The sequence below is a fragment of the Cupriavidus sp. WGlv3 genome (genome assembly GCF_023952475.1).
GTDB classification, from domain to species: Bacteria; Pseudomonadota; Gammaproteobacteria; order Burkholderiales; family Burkholderiaceae; genus Cupriavidus; species Cupriavidus phytorum.
Genome location: NZ_JALHRX010000021.1, coordinates 51,399 through 64,268, shown reverse-complemented (window position 1 = coordinate 64,268; position 12,870 = coordinate 51,399). Strand labels below are relative to the sequence as shown.

Sequence of the window (12,870 nt, the reverse complement as noted above, 5' to 3'; positions counted from 1 at the left end):
CAGGCTGCATGTTTGCAAGGAACCCGAAGGTGGCCCGCACCAACCGTGAACGTACCGAAGCCACGCGCCAGGCGCTGACGGAGGCCGCCCGTGCCCTGTTCGTCAGCCGCGGCTACGCCGAAACCTCGACGCCCGACGTCTGCGCCGCCGCCGGCATCACGCGCGGCGCGCTGTACCACCACTTTGCCGACAAGCGCGACCTGTTCCGCCACGTGCTGGCCGAAGACGCCGCGGCCGTCGCCGCCGACATCGAAGCCGCCACGCCGTCGGGGCAGGATGCTGCCCAGGGGCTGCTCAGCGGGGCGCAAGCCTACCTGCAGGCGATGACGGTGCCCGGACGCACCCGCCTGCTGCTGGTGGAAGGGCCGGCGGTGCTGGGATTGCGCGAGATGCTGGCCCTCGACGAGGCCAACGCGGCCCGCACCCTGCGCGAAGGGCTGGAGGCGGCGGGCGTGGACGCCGGCGGCGTGGCGCCGCTGCTGTCGGCGGCGTTCGACCGCGCCGCGCTGGAAATCGAGGCCGGCGCCGATGCCGGCCGCGTGCGCTACGCGATGCTGTGGCTGCTGCGCCGGGTGCTGGGGCAGGCCGGGGGCTAGCTTAGACGTACCCACGGAGCTTCAACGCGGCGCATCGCCGGCGCTCGCAGCCAGGTGGTCGACAAAGGCCCGCACCTTGGGCGGCACATGCCGCGTCGGGGTGTACACCGCGTACGCCGTGCCAATGTAGGGCTCCAGGATGTCCCAGTCGCCCAGCACGGTGACGACCCGGCCGCGCTCGAGCGCATCGCCCAGCGAGAAATCCGGCACCAGCCCGATGCCGGCATCGCGCTCGACCATGCTCATGATCGCCAGGCTGTTGTTCAGCGTCAGCCGCGGCGGGATGCGGACCTCGACCTTGTCGCCGCCGGCGTGGTGGCGCAGCGTCCAGCGCTCGCCGAAATTGCCGTAGCCGAGGTAGAGGCAGCGCGCCGCCGGCAGGTCGGCCGGCGTTGCCGGCGCGCCATGGCGGTCGAGGTAGCCGGGCGAGGCCACCAGCCGGTAGCGCACCTCGCGCAGCGGCCGCGCCGCCAGGCCGGGGGCCAGTTCACGCGCGATGCGCACGGCCACGTCCATGCCTTCCTCGACCAGGTCGACCATGCGGTCGGCCAGCGTCAGCTGCAGGTCCAGTCCCGGGTATTTCGCCAGCAACGGCGGCAGCCGCGGCGCCAGCCAGGCCTGCCCGAACGAGACCGGCGCGCTCACGCGCAGCACGCCGTGCGGCGCGCCGCCGTGTTCGCCGGCGAGCGCGGTGACCTCGCGCGCGGCCGCGGTCATGCGCGCGCAGGCGGCGTAGACCGACTGGCCCAGCTCGGTCAGCGCGAACGCGCGCGTGGTCCGCTGCAGCAGGCTCGCGCCGAGCCGGGCCTCGAGCCGGGAGACATGGCGGCTGACCGCCGAGGGCGTCATGCCGAGGTCTTGCGCGGCGGCCGAGAAGCTGCCGCACTCGACCACGCGTGCAAACACCGCCATCGCATTGAGTGGCGCATCCAGCATGCAAAATCTCCTGTCTTTGACCTGTAGTCAAATAGTAATTGAGTCACGACTGCATTGTTGACCTGGCTGACGAGTGGAACAATGCGGCCATTGGCTAAAACCGGAGTTCCTCATGCCTTCGCAACAACCCCAGCCGGGCGGTGCCTGGCGCATGGTCGCCGCCATGATGCTGTCGGGCACCATCGGCTGGTTCGTGGTGACCAGCGGCCAGCCGCCGCTGGATGTGGTGTTCTTCCGCTGCCTGTTCGGTGGCGCAGCGCTGCTGGGCGTGCTGACCTTGCAGCGCGGCTGGGTGCGGATGTCCCGCGCCCAGGCCGGGTGGCTGGTGCTGGGCGGCGTCACGCTGGTGCTCAACTGGCTGGCGCTGTTCTCGGCGTACGCGTACAGCGGCATTGCCATCGCCACGGTGGTCTACCACACCCAGCCGTTCTTCCTGCTGCTGCTGACCTCGGTGCTGCAGCGCGAGCCGTTCCCGTTCGCCCGGCTGCCATGGCTGGTGCTCGCCTTTGCCGGCGTCATGCTGATCACCGGGCTGGAGCACGGCGCCGGCGGCGCGTCGATGCTGGCCGGCATCGGCCTGGGCCTGCTCGCGGCAATGCTGTACGCCGTGACGACGCTGGCGACGCGGCGGCTGCAGGCGATCCCGCCGGGACAGATCGCCGGGCTGCAGATGGTGCTGGGCGTGCTGATGCTGGCGCCGCTGGCGCATCCGGCCGCGGGCAGCTATGGCGGTGTCACCTGGGCCGCGCTGCTGGCGCTCGGGCTGGTGCATACCGGCGTGATGTACACGCTGCTGTACGGCGCCTTCCAGCGGCTGTCGGTGGTGTCGATCGCCACGCTGTCGTTCATCTATCCGCTGGTGGCGATCGTCATCGACGTGATGGTGTTTGGCGTGGTCCTTGGGCCGCTGCAGGTGGCCGGCATGGCGCTGGTGCTGCTGGGCGTGGTCGCCAACCAGCTGGGCTGGGCGCTGCCGTTGCGGCGGCGGGCGCAGGGATGAAGCGAGGGTGTGGTTGGGCGAGGCGGGCGGATGCCGCGCTTGACCGGAACGCTGACTACGGTTAGTGTAGGCAGATAAACGAACGATCGTTCTATTTCAACGAGCCAGCCTGCTTCCGCCATGTCCACTGCGCCCCAGATCCAAGCCGCCGCTGCCGCCAGCCAGCTTCATCCCTTCGACGACGCGCTGGCGCTGGTGCCGGCCGGCGAACACCTTTTCCAGGGCCGCACCACGCCGGCGTACTGGAACATGATCGGCCCCTTCGGCGGCATCACGGCCGCCACGTTGCTGCAGGCGGCGCTGAATCATCCGCAGCGCCTGGGCGAGCCGGTTTCGCTGACCGTCAACTTTGCCGGCCCGATCGCCGAGGGCCCGTTCGAGATCGAGGCGCGTCCGGTCCGCACCAACCGCTCGACCCAGCACTGGACCCTGGAATTGCGCCAGGGCGATGCCGTCGCCACCACCGCCACCGCGATGTTCGCGGTGCGGCGCGATACCTGGGCCTGCGGCGAAGCGGTGATGCCGGAGGTGCCGGCCGCCGACACGCTGCCGGGCATGGGCGGGTTTGCACCGGTGCGCTGGCTCAAGGCTTACGACATGCGGCCGGTGCGCGGCGCCAAGCCGACCGCCGAGGCCGGCACCGAGCACCCGGACAGCCTGACCCAGTTCTGGCTGCGCGACGCGCCGGCGCGCACGCCCGACTTCGCCGCGGTGGCGGCGTGGGCCGACAGCTTCTACCCGCGCATCTTCCTCAAGCGCGCCGGCTTCGTGCCGGCCGGCACGGTGTCGATGACCACGTATTTCCATGCCGATGCGGCCACGCTGGCGGCGCTGGGCCACAGCCATGTGCTGGCCAGCGCGCAGGCGCAGGTGTTCCGGCAGGGCTTCTTCGACCAGCGCGCGCAGCTGTGGAGCGCCGCGGGCGAGCTGATCGCCAGCTCGCACCAGATCGTCTATTACAAGGAATAAGCCGGCCGGCGGCTCAGGCCACCGCTTCGCGCGCCTGGGCCTCGTAGCGGTGCACGGTGTGGCGCATCGCCCAGAGCAGCATCACGCCTGGCAGCGCCACGACTACGGTGCCGAGATAGAACGGCGCCCAGCCCCAGGCCTCGACCATGTAGCCCGACGTCGGTCCCACGTAGACCCGGCCCACCGAAGCCAGCGCCGACAGCAGCGCGTACTGCGTGGCCGAGAACGAGCGGTTGCACAGCGTCATCAGCAGCGCGACGAAGGCCGCCGTGCCCATGCCGCCGCACAGGTTTTCGACCGCGATGGTCGCGCCCATGGTCCACAGGTGCGGCGGGGTCACCGCCAGGATCCAGTAGCCCAGGTTCGACACCGCCTGCAGCACGCCGAACAGCATCAGCGAACGGTACAGGCCCAGCCGCACCATCAGCGTGCCGCCGAACAGCGCGCCAAGGATGGTCGCGGCCAGCCCCAGGGTCTTGTTGACGATGCCGACCTCGCCCGCCGAGAAGCCGGCGCCGCGGATCAGGAAGGTGGTCGACAGGCTGCCGGCAAAGGCGTCGCCGAGCTTGTACAGCACGATCAGCAGCAGCAGCCACCAGGCCCCCGGGCGCGCGAAGAAGTCGCGTAGCGGGCCCACCACCGCCTCTTCCAGCGAGCGCGGCGCGCGCGCGGGCACATCCGGCTCCGGTGCCCACAGCAGCGTCAGGATGCCCACGCCCATCAGCGCCGCCATCAGCAGGTAGGTCTGCTGCCAGCCCAGCACGCGGTCCGCCAGCCACAGCGCCAGGCCGCCCGAGACCAGCATCGCCAGCCGGTAGCCCAGCACCTTGACCGCCGCGCCGGCGCCGCGCTCGGCCGGGCGCAGCACGTCGGTGCTGTAGGCGTCGAAGACAATGTCCTGCGAGGCCGACAGGAACGCCACCAGCGTGGCCAGTGCTGCCAGCATCCACAGCGCCTGCTGCGGCGGGCAGAACGCCATGCCGGCGATGCCCAGCACCAGCCCGACCTGGGTCAGCAGCAGCCAGCCGCGCCGGCGCCCCATCAGCGGCGGCGTGTAGCGGTCCATCAAGGGCGCCCACAGGAACTTGAAGATATAAGCCTGGCCCACCAGCGAGAAAAAGCCGATGGTCTTGATGTCCAGCCCTTCGACCGTCATCCACGCCTGCAGGGTGCCGGAGGTCAGCGCCAGCGGCAGGCCGGAGGCGAAGCCCAGCATCAGCATGGCGCCGATGCGGCGGTTGCGGAAGATATCGAGATAGGTCTGGAAATTCATGGATGGGGCGGCCGTGTGCCGCCCGCGCGGCTGCGCGGGCGCCGTGTATTATTGCACCACCTGTTTGCCTGCTCTCCGATTGCGCCCAAGGAATCGCCCATGCTTCGCCGCCTGCAAGGTGTTCAGCGTCCCTCCCGACTGCGGCTGGCCCGCGCGCTGGCGCTGGCCGCGGCCGTGCTGCCGCTCGGCTGGAGCGTGCCGGCGCCGGCGCAGCCGCAGGACGGCGGCGCCGGCGGCATCCGGCTGAACCCGGGCGGCTCGGCGGTGCGCAACATCGTGCCGGCCGAGGTAATCGAGCAGCAGGCGGTGCAGGAGTACGAGCAGCTCAAGCAGGAGGCCATCGCCAAGCGCGCGCTGGCGCCCGACAACCACCCGCAGCTGGTGCGCCTGCGCGCCATCGGCAAGCGGCTGCTGCCGCAGACCGCGCGCTGGAACGAGCGCGCGCGGCAATGGCAGTGGGAGATCAACCTGATCGGCTCCAAGCAGGTCAATGCCTTCTGCATGCCGGGCGGCAAGATCGCGGTCTATACCGGGCTGCTGGACCAGCTCAAGCTGACCGACGACGAAGTCGCCATGGTGATGGGGCACGAGATCGCGCACGCGCTGCAGGAGCATGCGCGCGAGCGCGCCGCCAAGTCCGAGATCACCAACCTGGGCGCCAACGTGATCTCGCAGCTGTTCGGCTTCGGCAACCTCGGCAATATGGCGCTGGGCACCGGCGCGCACCTGCTGACGCTGCGCTTTTCCCGCTCGGACGAGTCCGAGGCTGACCTGATCGGCATGGATGTCGCCGCGCGCGCGGGCTACGATCCACGCGCGGCGGTGTCGCTGTGGCAGAAGATGGGCAAGGTCTCGCAGTCCGGCGCCGAGTTCCTGTCGACCCATCCGTCCGGGCGCAGCCGCATCGCCGACCTGGAAAGGCACTTGCCCGAAGTGCTGCCGCTGTATGCGCGCGCGATCAACACCACGGTCGACAAGCTACCGCCCTACCGCCCCAATATGACGGGGCTGGGCGATGCGCCGGTGGATGCCGGCGACGAGGACCGGCAAAAGCCGCTGAAGCGCTGAACGGCGCCGCGACCAGCCGCGCCGCATTCCGGACAGCGCCTTGATGGCGTGAAGCCGGCGCCGGGGACAATGCGACAACCGCAGGGGGACCCGCATGAGCCTGAACCGCATGAGCCCGTCGGAACGGCGGGCCGCGTATCTGCTGATCTTCGCCGGCTGCGAGGCCGAGCCCGACCGCTTCACCAGCGACCTGCCGGTCAGCTCCGAAGTCTGGCTGCTGTATGCATCCGGCGAATCGTTCGAGGTGCCGCGCGGCCTGCTGCTGACCCCGCACCACGGCGCCGGCATCGCCGCGCTGCGCGCCGCGGTGCTGAGGCGCCTGCCGGCGCTGGCCGGTCCGGCAGCGGACCCCGCCGGCCCGCGCTTCCTTGCCGCCAATGAATCGCACCTGCTGGCGCAGATCGATTTCTTCGACATGCTGCGCTTGCTGCCGCTCACCGCCTGGTGGCACCGCGAGGTGCGCGTGCCGATGGCCGGCATCAGGTGGACGCCCGCCGCGCGCAGTGCGCTGGCGCTGAGCCTGACCGGCGACGCGCTGGTGCGCTGGCTGGGCGAGTCGGTGCTGGCCCATGTCGGCAGCGAGGCGGCGCTGGCGCGCTTCAAGGACATCGGCTACACCGCGGCGCGTACCCGCTTCGGCGGTCTCGCCGCGCCGGCCGGGCAGGCGCTGGGGCGGCTGGTCAATGTCGCCGCGCAGTACGTCGCGCTGACGCTGCTGGGCCTGCACGACGACAGCTTCCCGCCCGGTGGCCTGACGCGGCGTGTCACGCAGGCCAGCCGCCAGGTGCTCGAGACACTGTGGGATTGCCTGCGCGAGGATCATGTGGAGGGGGCGGCCACGCCGACAGCCGGCATGGCCGCCGGAGACGCCGCCGCTGCCGCCGCCGTCTCGCCGCTATGGCGCATCTCGGTCAACCGGCCGGCCGAGCACGCGGTGTTCGCCTCGCGCAAGACCGTCAAGGCCGATGCGGCCATCCGTGTGTTCGATACCGGCGGACAGGGCGTGCGCTGGGCGGTGATCGATTCCGGCATCGACGCGCGCCATCCGGCCTTCTTCGATCCGCTCAAGCTGGACGGGCCGCTGCCCGTGCGCGACGGGCTGATCGCGCCGCGCCTGTCGCGCGTGGTCCGGACGCTGGACTTCACGCGCCTGTCGGCGATCACCAGCGGCCGCCTGCCGCCCATGCCCAAGGGCAAGCGCGGGCCGGGCGAGGCTGAGCTGCGGCAGCGCATCGCCGCGATTGCCGAGGACCTGGCGCATGGCCGCATCATCGACTGGTCGGTGATCGAGCCCCTGCTGGAAATCAGCCACGATGACCCGGCGCAGTACGTGGCGCCCGGCGGCAGCCACGGTACGCATGTGGCGGGCATCATCGGCGCCGGCTGGCCTGCGTCGGCCTACCTGGCGCGGCCGGATCCCATGCCGCTGCCGCCCGAGCTGATGGAGGCCGGCGAGGTCAGCGGCATCTGCCCGCGCATCGAACTGCTCGACCTGCGCGTTTTCGACGCGCAGGGCAGGGGCGACGAGTTCGGCATCCTGGGCGCGCTGCAGTACGTGCGCTGGCTCAACCAGAGCCGCGACCGGCAGTCGGTGCACGGCATCAACCTGAGCGTGGCGCTGCGCCACGACGTGCGCAGCTACGCCTGCGGCAGCACGCCGGTGTGCGTCGAGTGCGACCGCCTGGTGGCCAGCGGCGTGATCGTGGTGGCGGCGGCGGGCAACTACGGCTACGACGAGGCCTTCGCCGCCGAACACATGGGCGCCGGCTTCCGCGGCCAGACCATCACCGATCCCGGCAATGCGCGCGCCGTGATCACGGTGGGAGCGACCCACCGCACCGATCCCTACCGCTTCGGCATTTCCTACTTTTCCAGCCACGGTCCCACCGGCGATGGCCGCATCAAGCCCGACCTGGTCGCGCCGGGGGAGAAGATCACCTCGACCGTGCCCGGCGGCACGCTGGCGTCGATGGACGGCACCAGCATGGCGGCGCCCCATGTGTCCGGGGTCGCGGCGCTGCTGCTGTCGCGCAACAATGAACTGATGGGCCAGCCTGAGACGGTCAAAACCATCCTGTGCGCCGCGGCTACCGACCTGGGACGCGAGCGCTCCTTCCAGGGGGCGGGGCTGGTCGACGCGTTGCGCGCGCTGCAACGCGTGTAGGACGCGGCAGCAACGTGCAACAAAAAAGCCGGCAGTTCAAGTGCCGGCTTTTTTGACGTGCGGGAACGGCTGGCTTCAGGCCCGCAGTCCGCTGGCCTCGTCGGCGCCCACATGCACGTTCATGCATTGCACCGCCGCGCCGGCCGCGCCCTTGCCCAGGTTGTCCAGGCGCGCCACCAGGTTCAGGCGCTCGGCATTGCCGAACACGAACAGGTCGACGCGGTTGGTGTCGTTGTTGGCCTGCACGTCGAAGAAACCGCCGTCGAGGTTGTCGGCGCTGTTGTACGGCATCACGCGCACGAACTGCTCGCCTTCATAGTGCTGGCGATAGATCTCGACGATCTGCTCGGGGCTGACCTTGCGCGCCAGGCGCTCGGCGAACACCGGCACCGTCACCGCCAGGCCCTTGAGGAAATTGCCGACGATGGGGTTGAAGATCGGCGCCTGGGTCAGGCCGGCCTGCACGCGCATTTCCGGCAGGTGCTTGTGCTCCAGGCCCAGCGCGTAGGGGCGCGGGCTGTTCAGCTTCGCGTTACCGCCGGCTTCGAACTCCGCAATCATCGACTTGCCGCCGCCGCTGTAGCCGGTCAGCGAGAACGCCGACAGCGGGTAGTCGGCCGGCAGCACGCCGGCATCCACCAGCGGGCGCACCGCCAGCACGAAGGCGCTTGCGTGGCAGCCCGGCACCGCGATGCGCTTGCTGGCGCGGATCTTGTCGCGCTGGCCGCGCGCGAGTTCGGGCAGGCCGTAGGCCCAGTTGTCGGCGGTGCGAAACGCCGTGCTGGCGTCGATCACGCAGGTGTCCGGGCTGGTCACCAGCGACACCGCCTCGCGCGAGGCCACGTCGGGCAGGCACAGGAAGGCGACGTCGGCGGCGTTCAGGAAGCGTGCTCGTTCGGCCGGGTCCTTGCGCTTGTCTTCGGCAATGCGCAGCAGTTCCACGTCGGCACGACCGGAAAGATAGTCAAGCAGCCGGAGACCGGTGGTGCCTTCCTGACCATCGACGAACACTTTGAAAACCATGGCTGACTCGCTCTTTGAAATGCGGGAATGCGAAACCTCTCCTGCCGGGCGCAGGGGCGAACCCGCATTGTAACGGGGATGGGGGCCTGTCGCAGGGGTTTGTACCAATTGGAGTCCTGCGCTTTGGCACAGTTCGCGGCTTGCGGGTTTTAACCAAGTAGGTTAGTTTTCATGGAGAAGGGAACCGCGCATTACAAGCTGCGGGATGTGAAGGCTCTGTTGCTGGCGGGCAAGATGGAAATGACGTATGCCGCGTATTCCCACGCGTCGATGATGGGTCTGGGCAGGAGCGGGGTGCGCGACATCCTGGCCCGCCTCCAGCCAGCGGACTTTTACAAGAGCATGACAACATACGAGGACGATCGGATCTGGCAGGACGTCTACCGGCCCATCACGCCGCATGGTGCGCTGTATGTGAAGCTCACCGTCCCCAACGACGTACTGGTCGTTTCCTTCAAGCCAAGGTAACTGCACCGAGGCGAACAGCTGGAGGAAGCAAGATGAAATGTCCCGAGTGCGGTGGCGCGGAACTGGTGGCGGGAACGCGCGACGTGCCCTATACGTACCGCGGTGAGACCACGGTGATCCCGAATGTGTCCGGCCAATGGTGCCCCAAGTGCGGCGAGGGCGTGCTGCCCCGTGACAGCGACTGGGTGAGCGAGGCGATGCTGGCTTTCAACCGGCAGGTCAACGCCGCCCTCGTCGACCCGGCCTATATCACCGAAGTCCGCAAGAAGCTGCGCCTGGACCAGCGCGAGGCCGCCGAAATCTTCGGCGGTGGCGTCAATGCGTTCTCGCGGTACGAAACCGGGCGGACCAAGCCACCACTGGCGCTGGTGAAGCTGCTGCGGCTGCTGGACCGCCACCCGGAACTGCTGGAAGAGATCCGGGCGGCCTGAATCGGCCTGAACCGGCCCGATGCGCCCGCTGTCAGAGCGGAAAGTTATAGTCGATCGACAGCGGCGCGTGGTCGCTGAACTTCTCGTCCTTGTAGATCGAGCACAGCTGCGCGGTGTCGGCGATCTTCGGCGTGGCGAGGTGGTAGTCGATGCGCCAGCCGACGTTCTTGGCGTAGGCCTGGCCGCGGTTGCTCCACCACGTGTACTGGTCCGGCCGCGGATCCAGCTTGCGGAACACGTCGACATAGCCGTGCACGTCGAACAGCTCGCCGATCCAGGCCCGCTCCTCCGGCAAGAACCCTGAATTTTTCAGGTTGCCCTTCCAGTTCTTGATGTCGATTTCCTTGTGCGCGATGTTGACGTCGCCGCACAGCACGATTTCGCGGCCGCTGGCCTTCAGTTGCAGCAGGTGCGGCAGGAATGCTTCCATGAAGCGAAACTTGGCCAGCTGGCGCTCCTCGCCGCTCGAGCCGGACGGCACGTACACGGAAATGACCGCCAGGTGCGGGTACTGCACTTCCACATAGCGGCCCTCGCTGTCGAATTCAGCGTTGCCGAAGCCGGTGATGACCCGCTCGGGCTTGTGGCGCGTGTAGAGTCCGACGCCGCTATAGCCCTTCTTCTCGGCGTAATGAAAAAAGCCGTGGTAGCCGTGTGGCGCCAGGAACGCTTCCGTCATGTCGGCGGACTGCGCCTTCAGTTCCTGCACACAGACCATGTCTGCGTCCTGTTTGCCCATCCAGTCGAAAAAGCCCTTCTTCGACGCGGAGCGGATGCCGTTGAGGTTGGCGCTGATAATCCGTAACATTCGGGGAAATTTTGAATTCAGAGAGAAATGATGACGCAGCAGAATCCGCCCGCGGCGACAGCCGGTACTGATCTCAGCCAGACCTTTATCCGCTTTGCGCTCGACGCAGGCGTGCTGTCGTTCGGCGAGTTCGTCACCAAGGCCGGCCGCAAGTCGCCTTACTTCTTCAATGCCGGCCTGTTCAACCAGGGCGGCATGCTGGGCCAGGTGGCGCAATTCTATGCGAAAACCCTGCTGGCCTCTGGCGTGCAGTTCGACGTGCTGTTCGGGCCGGCGTACAAGGGCATCACCCTGGCGTCGGCGACCGCGGTGGCGCTGGCCGGCATGGGACGTGATGTCGGCTTCGCCTACAACCGCAAGGAAGCCAAGGACCACGGCGAAGGCGGCACGCTGGTCGGGGCCAAGCTGCAGGGCAAGGTGGTGATCGTCGACGACGTGATCTCCGCCGGCACCTCGGTACGCGAGTCGGTCAACCTGATTCGCGCAGCCGGCGCCGAGCCCGCCGCAGTGCTGATCGCGCTGGACCGCATGGAAAAGAGCGGCACCGCCGAGCAGGTCGGCACCCATTCTGCGGTGCAGGACGTGCAGCGCGAATTCGGCATCCCGGTGATCGCCATCGCCAGCCTGAAGGACCTGCTGGCCTATCTCGATGCCTCGCAGGACCCGGCGCTGGGCGCCTCGCGCGAGGCCGTGGCGGCCTATCGTCAGCGCTACGGCGTCTGAAACCGTTGCAGAGGCCGGGCGCTGGCAGCCAGCGCCCGGGGCGTGGCCGGTAGGCACACGGCTGACTTTCAGACTGGGAGGGAGCGCGGCGTGGCGGCAAAGGAGCGGCAGGAACGGGCAGTGCGGCAGGCGGCAACGCCGTCCCCAACGGCGGAGTCCGCCGCCAACGGCGATTCGCTGGCCGAGCGCGGCGCCCAGGTGCGGCCGCGCAAGCCGGTGCGCAAGGCGGCCAAGGCGCCCGACCGGCCCGCGCACGAGGCCTATGCCGTGCGCGCATTGGTGCTGCAGGGCGGCGGCGCGCTGGGCGCCTACCAGGCCGGCGTGTACCAGGGCCTGGCCGATGGCGGCATCTATCCCAACTGGGTCGCCGGCATTTCGATCGGTGCGTTGAACGCGGCCATCATCGCCGGCAATCCGCCGCAGCGCCGGGTCGAGCAGTTGCGGGCGTTCTGGGAGCACATCTGCGCGCAGCCGTGGCTGCCCAGCCTGTCCTACACCTGGTTCGCCGACGAAGCGGCGAGCTGGCCCGAGCCGATGCGGATCTGGTTCGACGGCCTGCACGCGGCGCGCGCCATGCTGGAGGGCCAGCGCGGCTTCTTCCAGCCGCGCAGTTGGCCGGCGCTGATGTCGCGCTACTCGGACCCGACCCATGCCAGCTTCTACGACACCAAGCCGCTGAAGGCCACGCTGGAGCGCTTTGCCGACTTCGACCTGATCAACCATCGCCCCGACCTGATGCGGGTCTCGGTGGGCGCGGTCAATGTCCGCACCGGCAACTTTGCCTACTTCGACAATACCCGCGACAAACTCTGCGCCGAGCATTTCATGGCCTCGGGCGCGCTGCCGCCGGGGTTCCCGGCGGTGGAGATCGATGGCGAATACTACTGGGACGGCGGGCTGGTCTCGAACACGCCGCTGGCCGAGGTGTTGACCGCGCAGCCGCGGCGCGATGCGCTGATCTTCCAGGTCGACCTGTGGAGCGCGCGCGGCAAGCTGCCGCACGACCTGATCGACGTGGCCGAGCGCCAGAAGGACATCCAGTATTCCAGCCGCACCCGGGCCATCACCGACTATATGCGCGAGCAGCAGAACCTGCGCCGCATGCTCAACGAGGTGATGGCGCTGGTGCCGCAGTCCAAGCGCGACAACGACTGGTACCGCCGTGCCGCGGAGCAGTCGTGCGATGCGCGCCGCAACGTGATCCAGCTGATCTACCGCGACAAGTCGTTCGAGAACCTGGCCAAGGATTATCAGTTCGGCCCGCTGACCATGCACGAGCACTGGACCAGCGGGCTCGAAGATATCCGCCAGACCCTGCGCCATCCGCATTGGCTGGCCATGCCGAGCCGCGAGCACCCGTTCGTCACGCACGACGTGCATCGCGGCAACGGGGGCTGAGCGCGCCCGGTGC

General features: G+C 69.0%; 13 protein-coding genes. 9 read left to right on the top strand and 4 right to left on the bottom strand.

Translation table 11 applies throughout. The annotated features are described in order from the left end of the window. The first annotated feature begins 29 nt into the window (after positions 1-29). Positions 30-596, top strand: coding sequence for a TetR/AcrR family transcriptional regulator (locus tag MKD38_RS25765; RefSeq protein ID WP_501985980.1), 567 nt, complete (start codon positions 30-32; stop codon positions 594-596). Positions 597-617: 21 nt separating this feature from the next. Here the strand turns inward: MKD38_RS25765 and MKD38_RS25760 are convergent, their stop codons facing one another. Continuing rightward, the gene (locus tag MKD38_RS25760) at positions 618-1,532 is read right to left on the bottom strand and encodes a LysR family transcriptional regulator (protein ID WP_252681440.1); all 915 of its coding nucleotides are present in this window, start codon (positions 1,530-1,532) and stop codon (positions 618-620) included. A gap of 112 nt (positions 1,533-1,644) precedes the next feature. Between MKD38_RS25760 and MKD38_RS25755 the strand changes: the two genes are divergently transcribed. Then, entirely contained in the window at positions 1,645-2,532 is an 888-nt protein-coding gene (locus tag MKD38_RS25755) for a DMT family transporter (RefSeq protein ID WP_252681437.1), read from the top strand. A 120-nt stretch (positions 2,533-2,652) separates the two neighbouring features. Then, positions 2,653-3,501, top strand: coding sequence for an acyl-CoA thioesterase (locus MKD38_RS25750; protein ID WP_252681434.1), 849 nt, complete (start codon positions 2,653-2,655; stop codon positions 3,499-3,501). Between the two features lie 13 nt (positions 3,502-3,514). Here MKD38_RS25750 and MKD38_RS25745 read toward each other — a convergent pair whose 3' ends face one another. After that, positions 3,515-4,774, bottom strand: a complete 1,260-nt coding sequence (locus MKD38_RS25745; RefSeq protein WP_111521671.1) for a muropeptide transporter — start codon at positions 4,772-4,774, stop codon at positions 3,515-3,517. Positions 4,775-4,873: 99 nt separating this feature from the next. On the opposite strand from MKD38_RS25745, the gene MKD38_RS25740 reads away from it, so the two are divergent. Together MKD38_RS25740 and MKD38_RS25735 are read left to right on the top strand one after the other, a co-directional pair. Further along, a complete protein-coding gene (locus MKD38_RS25740) occupies positions 4,874-5,842 on the top strand; it encodes a M48 family metallopeptidase (protein WP_252681431.1) in 969 nt (322 codons plus the stop codon). Positions 5,843-5,936: 94 nt separating this feature from the next. After that, entirely contained in the window at positions 5,937-8,006 is a 2,070-nt protein-coding gene (locus tag MKD38_RS25735; protein ID WP_252681428.1) for a S8 family peptidase, read from the top strand. Positions 8,007-8,081: 75 nt separating this feature from the next. Here MKD38_RS25735 and argC read toward each other — a convergent pair whose 3' ends face one another. Beyond that, positions 8,082-9,029: an N-acetyl-gamma-glutamyl-phosphate reductase gene (gene argC / locus MKD38_RS25730; protein ID WP_252681424.1), complete on the bottom strand. Its 948-nt coding sequence runs from the start codon at positions 9,027-9,029 to the stop codon at positions 8,082-8,084. Between the two features lie 171 nt (positions 9,030-9,200). Between argC and MKD38_RS25725 the strand changes: the two genes are divergently transcribed. Further along, a complete protein-coding gene (locus MKD38_RS25725) occupies positions 9,201-9,497 on the top strand; it encodes a type II toxin-antitoxin system MqsR family toxin (protein WP_252681421.1) in 297 nt (98 codons plus the stop codon). Between the two features lie 32 nt (positions 9,498-9,529). After that, positions 9,530-9,928 (top strand): type II toxin-antitoxin system MqsA family antitoxin, encoded by a 399-nt coding sequence (locus MKD38_RS25720; protein ID WP_252681418.1) that lies wholly within the window; start codon positions 9,530-9,532, stop codon positions 9,926-9,928. Between the two features lie 31 nt (positions 9,929-9,959). Here the strand turns inward: MKD38_RS25720 and MKD38_RS25715 are convergent, their stop codons facing one another. Continuing rightward, positions 9,960-10,736, bottom strand: coding sequence for an exodeoxyribonuclease III (locus MKD38_RS25715; protein WP_252681415.1), 777 nt, complete (start codon positions 10,734-10,736; stop codon positions 9,960-9,962). 27 nt (positions 10,737-10,763) lie between these two features. Here MKD38_RS25715 and pyrE point away from each other — a divergent pair, with 27 nt between their 5' ends. Together pyrE and MKD38_RS25705 are read left to right on the top strand one after the other, a co-directional pair. Beyond that, positions 10,764-11,459 carry an orotate phosphoribosyltransferase gene (gene pyrE / locus MKD38_RS25710; RefSeq protein WP_172582592.1) on the top strand — a complete coding sequence of 232 codons (696 nt, stop codon included), beginning with the start codon at positions 10,764-10,766 and terminating at the stop codon, positions 11,457-11,459. 90 nt (positions 11,460-11,549) lie between these two features. Beyond that, complete coding sequence (locus tag MKD38_RS25705; RefSeq protein ID WP_252681412.1) at positions 11,550-12,857, top strand: patatin-like phospholipase family protein; 1,308 nt, start codon at positions 11,550-11,552, stop codon at positions 12,855-12,857. Positions 12,858-12,870: the final 13 nt, after the last annotated feature.

Bases quoted from the DNA above. Each gene is read 5' to 3' on its own strand.
- MKD38_RS25760 (WP_252681440.1), bottom strand. From the start codon at position 1,532: ATGCTGGATGCGCCACTCAATGCGATGGCGGTGTTTGCACGCGTGGTC.
- MKD38_RS25755 (WP_252681437.1), top strand. From the start codon at position 1,645: ATGCCTTCGCAACAACCCCAGCCGGGCGGTGCCTGGCGCATGGTCGCC.
- MKD38_RS25750 (WP_252681434.1), top strand. From the start codon at position 2,653: ATGTCCACTGCGCCCCAGATCCAAGCCGCCGCTGCCGCCAGCCAGCTT.
- MKD38_RS25745 (WP_111521671.1), bottom strand. From the start codon at position 4,774: ATGAATTTCCAGACCTATCTCGATATCTTCCGCAACCGCCGCATCGGC.
- MKD38_RS25740 (WP_252681431.1), top strand. From the start codon at position 4,874: ATGCTTCGCCGCCTGCAAGGTGTTCAGCGTCCCTCCCGACTGCGGCTG.
- MKD38_RS25735 (WP_252681428.1), top strand. From the start codon at position 5,937: ATGAGCCTGAACCGCATGAGCCCGTCGGAACGGCGGGCCGCGTATCTG.
- argC (WP_252681424.1), bottom strand. From the start codon at position 9,029: ATGGTTTTCAAAGTGTTCGTCGATGGTCAGGAAGGCACCACCGGTCTC.
- MKD38_RS25725 (WP_252681421.1), top strand. From the start codon at position 9,201: ATGGAGAAGGGAACCGCGCATTACAAGCTGCGGGATGTGAAGGCTCTG.
- MKD38_RS25720 (WP_252681418.1), top strand. From the start codon at position 9,530: ATGAAATGTCCCGAGTGCGGTGGCGCGGAACTGGTGGCGGGAACGCGC.
- MKD38_RS25715 (WP_252681415.1), bottom strand. From the start codon at position 10,736: ATGTTACGGATTATCAGCGCCAACCTCAACGGCATCCGCTCCGCGTCG.
- pyrE (WP_172582592.1), top strand. From the start codon at position 10,764: ATGATGACGCAGCAGAATCCGCCCGCGGCGACAGCCGGTACTGATCTC.